This window comes from Bradyrhizobium hipponense (genome assembly GCF_008123965.1).
Classification (GTDB): Bacteria; Pseudomonadota; Alphaproteobacteria; order Rhizobiales; family Xanthobacteraceae; genus Bradyrhizobium; species Bradyrhizobium hipponense.
Genome location: NZ_VSTH01000003.1, coordinates 1 through 6,127, shown reverse-complemented (window position 1 = coordinate 6,127; position 6,127 = coordinate 1). Strand labels below are relative to the sequence as shown.

Sequence of the window (6,127 nt, the reverse complement as noted above, 5' to 3'; positions counted from 1 at the left end):
GAGAAACCAGAGCCTGGCTCGACACACGACCGGCAGGCCGCTTCCAGTTTACCTTCACGCCCAAGCACGGCTCCTGGCTCAACCTCATCGAGGGCTTCTTCTCCAAGTTCGCCCGCTCCGTCCTGCGTCACATCCGGGTGACATCAAAGTATGAACTCAAAGAGCGCATCATGGCCGGAATCGACGACGTCAATCGCCATCCCGTCGTCCATACCTGGTCCTACAAACTCGCCGACGCCGCCTGATATGATTCGAACCAAGAAAACGCTGACCTAGTCATACCGGGCGCGGGGGCGCGACCCGCCCGGGAGCCGGGTTTCGGAAGAACCTATAAACCCTCCCGCGCATGCTTAGGGCCGCCGATCTTCATCGCGGAACGGCCATCGCGCCGCGCCCTTGATGGGCGCGCTCTTCATAGATGGTTGATCGTGGCCGCTGTACATCCGAGCTCGGCACATGATCGTATCCCTTGATACATGATCGCATTGCTCTCGGTGCGCAAGCGCATTGCTTTCGGCTTCATTTCATCGAGCTGATATCGAATGACGGAGGCGCGCCGTGCCGCTCTTCAAGCACCTAGCCTTCTCCAGGCAGACCACATTTGGAGACCGGAACCACCGATACTCGCCATCCCACTTGGCCGACGTGTAGAGGCTTCGATCCTCTTCCGGGATGGTGAGCAGGCGCAGCAGACCATGGTCGGTTTCGAATTGATCGAGCTGTTCCTTCAGCGTGCGCATGTCGGGTTCCCGGAGTCCCCATATACATAATTAGAGACTCAACAAGATAAGACATAGAAGAGACTAGATATCGTATGCCTCAGGGCTGAGGCATATTTGGAAAAAACATGCCTCAGGATTGAAACGCAAACATGCCTCGGGGTTGAAGCATGTTGAGCCGGATGAGAGGTGACCGTTTAGGGCGACGTTCGACGGTGATAAGCCCTCGGCGCTCCAATTCTGCAAGCGCCCGCCATTTGGATGCGCGGCTGATGCGATCAATTTTGAGCATTCCATTGGCGAGTTTGATGGGTGCGCCTTTCCCCTTCCAACGAAGGTAGAGCAGGTGCATTGCCAAGTGCCAAGTTTGACCGGTGGCGCCTGAAAGCGCCTCGACCCACGTCCACGGCACCATCACAAAATGCTCGTGCCGCCTTTCGATCTTGCGCGGCGCGACCGCGCGAGTCTCCGGCAGTTCTTCCGGATCGAGCCTGAAATTTTTGAGGTCGAAAGGGCTGCCGCCCATCACGCGATGAGCCTTTCACGGTGGCTGCGCTCGCCGATCAGCTTCATGACCCGTTCCCACATGACGGTGCCGCGCTCGTCCATATATCGATCTGGCCAGCGTGTGATCTTCACGTCGGTGCTCAGCTCAAAACCGTTAAGCACGGTCCGGCTCGCTTCGGCCATGGCGTCGCGCGTAGTCCTGATGTCGATCTCCAGCCGCTCCTCGGGTGCGGAAATTAGAACGGCATCATGCACGGGGGCGCAGATCTCGACACCACGCTCAACCGCCAGACAACAGGCGAGGCGCAGCATTTCGGCGCCATTGGCCTGCATCGGAAAGTTCCTTAGCGAGCGTGGATTTGCACTTTCTCCCACGTGAACGTACCAGCCGAAGACGGTGTGAAGCGAACCATTAAGCATCGCGTGATCGAGTGCCGCGTCAGACCAAGCCCAGAACCTTCTGTAGGTTTCCCGATGCGCGCGCAACAGCTCGCGGGCGACGATTGTCGGTTGCCCGATCCGGGCGGCCAGCGACTTATCTTCCATCCCATACTGGACGCCGAGCACGCATTGCTTGAACAGCTCCCGCTCGGCCCGGTGGGAGTTTTTTGTTGCAACTGCAGGGACAGCCTTCGCCTGCTTGGCAAACGTCAAGTAGGGATCGCCGGATCGGTAGGCTTCCTGCATCGCCGTGTCGCCGGACAGGGCGGCCGCGATTCCAAACTCTTGCTGTGACCAATCAACGTACACAACGCCATGCCCAGGAGGAGGTTGGATCAACCCCCGCAGCCATACACTCGGCCCAAAGATGAATTTCGAGTTGCTGGGTTGATTGCGCCCCGAGCGCGACCGGAACGCCGACAAAATTACGCGATTGCGGCCGTCCTTGCCGACGGAGAGATCGTTCAGGCGCAACTCAGATAGGGCGCTGCGTAATTCGCGGAGTGGAGATATCTGCGGATGGGCTTTCGCCATTTGCCGGAACGTGCCGTCGCCGAGATCGAGGGAACCGCTCTCGTGCCGTGGCCAAGGAATTCTGTGCTCCGCCAGAAATTGGTCGAAACGGTTGTGTTTGAAGGTGCACCCTTCGAAGACGTGGTAGTCGGTATCGATCTCAGCGATGAGTTGATCCTGGATGGCCGTCCAGTTCTGCTGCAGTAATTCGAGTGTCACCGTGTCAATCGGGACACCGTTGTGTTCCATCGCCGCCGCCGCCATCATGTAGCGCCCGCGCAATAGCGCTCGCGGCATGTCGATCAGTGGCGCCATGACCAGGAGCAGGCGCTGCACCGCCGCCACGTCTTGCTCGCAATAGTCGAGGATTTCTTGGTTTGTGAAGTGTCCGTGCCACGTGCCGGCGCCGATACACTTTTGCAGCTCCTTCTTTTCGCTGGCGCCGATACTATCGAGACCGAAATACGTCAGCGCTCCCAAAAGACCCGCGCCGGCCGGTGTCCCGAGCCCATTCGTGCGGTTACGAAATTCGATAAAGAGATCGAGAATTCGCTCAGGAGGGCGCCAACCTAATGCGCGGTAGCAACCGAGTTCGGCACTGGCGTAGTAGGCGGCGAACAGGACATCCGGACCCGTCGCATAGGGGGGCGCCGGTCCAAATTGATCCTTCCAGATCCGGAATTTGCGTCCGCTTCGCAATTCCCAAGCGACCAGACAAACCGGGTTTGGCCGCTCGCCCTGGAGGGCTTCAAACTCGAAGTCCACCAGGACGATCTCGCGGAAAAACGGCCACATCTTAGGTTAAGCCGCGCAACCGCTTGATGACGGGGTGATCCAGGGTGGCGATCAAGCGATCACGAAAGGCTAACCGGACCAAGTCCTGGTAAGTGGTTTCCGGCCATACCGGCTCGCCCATGGCGCCTTCAGCGACAAATATCTCATAGGCGCCCAGGCTCCTGTTGGCCCTGACCCGCACCCATTGCGCCATGGCCAGCTCCGCGGCCTCCCGTGCTGATCGGTGCCACTCCATCTGCCTGCCATCCGGATCGGGCAGCCGCACCGGCCAGAGAAAGACGACGCCCTGCCTGTTGATCGCGGTGAACAGCGTTTTGCTAGCGAACTCGCCGACCAGCTCGGGCACGAGGTCTGACGAGACGACGTACTCTTCCCGCTCGTCCTTGAGTTCGATCACCGGGAAATTTTCACGGAACTCAACGCTCGGATGGACACGCACAAAGTCCTGCTGGTTCGGCTTATGGACAGGGACCGTCTTCAACAGCTTTTTCACTCCAGCTGTTTCCGCGAATCCTTGAGGGAGGCGCAAGTTCGAGAGATCGAAAGGATCGGGCGCGTTACCGGTCGGGTCGTCAGGAGCTACGCTGATGGTTTGACGCTTCATTTGTGACATGGCGATACCTTTTGTCCTGGGAGCACTGCCGGCTAGCCCCCGATCCCATCTGATATTTTTCCAAATGGAGCTTGACTCATCTCTCAACCATTTGCAAATATTACGAATGGGAACCAGTCATGGCCACGCTTAGCCAACTTATAGCCGCCATTGCTGCTGCGGAAGGTATCGATGCGGAACGCGTCACTGCGATCGGACGGGCTGTTCGCGAACACGGACTCGTAAGGACTTCCGGGCGGGGAACCTCGGCCGCGCAAATGGAGGAAAGAGACGCTGCGAACTTGCTGATCGCCACTAACACGGCGGACACGGCGCGCACCGCGCCTGCCGCCGTCTTGCAATACCGGGCGCTTCAAGCCAAGCGGGACAAGAGAACGAGCGAATTCGGTAGCGAGTTGGAAGAACTGATTTCAGCGGCAAAACGGGAAGTTTTAGCCGACTACGTTACGAAGATGATTGCCGTTGTGGGAGCACGCGGCCACATTCTCGGTAAGCGGCGTTATCCCAATGAGGCGTACCAGTTCGAGCTCACATTCGAGAAGCCTATTCCGTCGGTGTTCGTCCATATTGGGGCTTCACACGCCCGTCCAGACGTCATCCTTTTCAGCGATCGACGAGAGCCACCAATCAAGGCCGGTGGTGACCGCAGGGAAAGTACAAGAATCACCCAACGGACGATTCTTGCTGTCGCCAATGTTCTTCGCACGTGAAGGAGGAAGGCAATGAAGGCGCGTGGGAATGATTGTATCGCTGACGATCTGCTCGAAGGTGCCGAAGAAATCGCCCGCTTTATGTTCGGCTCCCCGGACAAGCGGCGGCGCGTCTATCATCTGGCTGCACGTTCGGACCTGCCGCTGTTTCGGCTGGGCGAAGTTATCTGTGGCCGCCGGAGTACGTTGCTCGCGTGGATAGCCGAACAAGAGAAGACAACGCGACCGAAGGGAAGAGTTCGCCCGTAGTGAGGAGTTCGCGATGATCGCAGCAAAGCGAGCGGAAGACGGCGCACCGGATGGGTCCGGACCTCGACGCATGCTGAGCGAAAAGCAGGTTTTGGAGATCGTCCCTGTCGGCCGCACCACGCTTTACCGGATGGAGAAGGCAGGGCGGTTTCCGAGATCGACCTATATCAGCCCGAACCGAAGGGTTTCGTACGAGGATGAAATCGTCGCTTGGCAGAATGCGGTTGACGAATTCGATCCGGGCCGTCGCCGAGGCAAAGGACGTCGCCGCCACATTTCGCCGAACCCCGCCTAACAACATGAAACCGTGTACTCATAAATTGATGATGCCCGCTTAGCCTCGAAAAGCGGCGCAAAAGCAGACATGCCAATATCGACGCAATGGGCTAATGGCGGCGGTGGGGGAGCTGGGGCCCGATTGTCTTCTGCCGGACCGAGGAATAAGATGCCCTCCAACTTCCGAGTTGCAACAATCAGTGCGTAAGCTCGTCCCGCAGAACGCGAGGGAGGAGCCTCATCATCGGAGGTACACATGGTAGCGGAAGACCTTGATCACGCAGTTGAGCGAAGTCATCGAGCGGTGGCAGCGGTGTTCCGGGGCGATCCGGGCCCGGCGAAAGCTCTCTTTTCTGATGATGACGACGTAACTTTGGGCAACCCTTTTGGCCCCTATGCATGCGGCCGCAAAAAGGTCGAAGAAACAATTACCGGGGCCGCCTCGAACTATCGCGATGGCGATGTCACTGGCGTTGAACTTATAGCGAAATATGTGTCCGATGGTCTTGCCTGTGTCGTCGAAGTAGAGCGAGGGCATGCTAAGGTTGGCGGGAACGATCAAACGGCTACATTGGCTCTGCGTGTGACCAGCGTCTTTCGCTTGGAGCACGACGTTTGGAAACTTGTCCATCGGCACGCCGACCCGATCACGACACCACGCCCAGCAGTGTCTGTGATCAGCCGGTAGCAACGCGTTATCATTGGTTCGGCGTTATTATCTTCGGGCGACAATACTCTGCTTGCCATCGAGTGCGCGGCCTCGACTTCTGTTGTGGGTACGTGCCCGCTTACGTCCTTGAGATCAGCTGCCTAGCCATCATTCAGTGAACTAGGCTCTATTGGGGCCCGCCCGAGTGCGGCGGGACTTTTTCTTTGTCAGCGCATATCGCCCAAGTATTTGGTTTTTATACGATTTATCCGTTCCTTAGCGAACGAAAAAATCGCTGGACGCCAGGACCACACGGTTTTGCCGTACGCGCATTCGCCTATCGCCACAGGGGTCTTCGGCAGTGTGCACACGCGCCGGAGAATGTTGGCGAAGACGAACCTTTCAGCGCCGCTCGTCCGCACGCGGCCTCGGGCTCACAGGGACTACCCGCTCTGCCCGCACCTCTCGTGCCGACGCTGCCGCGTCCACCGCAACCCCGGCTCGCGAAACGTGACGACGTACGATCGCCCCTCAAGGTCGAGCCGGGATGGACGACACATACGCCGTTTCCGAATTTCGGTAAAGCGGAATATTTTGCGCGTGGTTGCTTGACAGCGGCGCGACACAGCAAGGTCTCGTAGATCCTATGGGTGGC

General features: G+C 58.3%; 8 protein-coding genes and 1 pseudogene. 5 read left to right on the top strand and 4 right to left on the bottom strand.

Features of this window, described 5'->3' with window-relative positions:
- Positions 1 to 245 (top strand): annotated as a pseudogene (locus FXV83_RS00410) (IS630 family transposase); the annotation flags it as partial.
- A 279-nt stretch (positions 246 to 524) separates the two neighbouring features.
- On the opposite strand, the gene FXV83_RS00405 reads toward FXV83_RS00410, so the two are convergent.
- The 4 genes from FXV83_RS00405 to FXV83_RS00390 all read right to left on the bottom strand — a co-directional run bounded on the left by FXV83_RS00405 (position 525) and on the right by FXV83_RS00390 (position 3,588).
- Positions 525 to 740, bottom strand: coding sequence for a hypothetical protein (locus FXV83_RS00405; RefSeq protein WP_148736690.1), 216 nt, complete (start codon positions 738 to 740; stop codon positions 525 to 527).
- Between the two features lie 112 nt (positions 741 to 852).
- Positions 853 to 1,248, bottom strand: coding sequence for a hypothetical protein (locus tag FXV83_RS00400; protein ID WP_148736688.1), 396 nt, complete (start codon positions 1,246 to 1,248; stop codon positions 853 to 855).
- Entirely contained in the window at positions 1,245 to 2,975 is a 1,731-nt protein-coding gene (locus FXV83_RS00395) for a DNA polymerase (protein WP_148736686.1), read from the bottom strand. Before FXV83_RS00395 ends, FXV83_RS00400 begins: the two co-directional genes overlap by 4 nt.
- Before the next feature lies 1 nt (position 2,976).
- A complete protein-coding gene (locus FXV83_RS00390; protein WP_148736684.1) occupies positions 2,977 to 3,588 on the bottom strand; it encodes a hypothetical protein in 612 nt (203 codons plus the stop codon).
- Between the two features lie 119 nt (positions 3,589 to 3,707).
- Between FXV83_RS00390 and FXV83_RS00385 the strand changes: the two genes are divergently transcribed.
- From FXV83_RS00385 to FXV83_RS00370, 4 genes are all read left to right on the top strand, one after another.
- Positions 3,708 to 4,298 carry a hypothetical protein gene (locus FXV83_RS00385; RefSeq protein WP_148736683.1) on the top strand — a complete coding sequence of 197 codons (591 nt, stop codon included), beginning with the start codon at positions 3,708 to 3,710 and terminating at the stop codon, positions 4,296 to 4,298.
- Positions 4,299 to 4,310: 12 nt separating this feature from the next.
- On the top strand, positions 4,311 to 4,547 hold the full coding sequence (locus FXV83_RS00380) for a hypothetical protein (RefSeq protein WP_148736682.1): 237 nt from the start codon (positions 4,311 to 4,313) through the stop codon (positions 4,545 to 4,547).
- Positions 4,548 to 4,560: 13 nt separating this feature from the next.
- Positions 4,561 to 4,842, top strand: a complete 282-nt coding sequence (locus FXV83_RS00375; protein ID WP_148736680.1) for a helix-turn-helix transcriptional regulator — start codon at positions 4,561 to 4,563, stop codon at positions 4,840 to 4,842.
- A gap of 237 nt (positions 4,843 to 5,079) precedes the next feature.
- The gene (locus FXV83_RS00370; RefSeq protein ID WP_148736678.1) at positions 5,080 to 5,511 is read left to right on the top strand and encodes a YybH family protein; all 432 of its coding nucleotides are present in this window, start codon (positions 5,080 to 5,082) and stop codon (positions 5,509 to 5,511) included.
- The last annotated feature ends 616 nt before the right edge of the window (positions 5,512 to 6,127 follow it).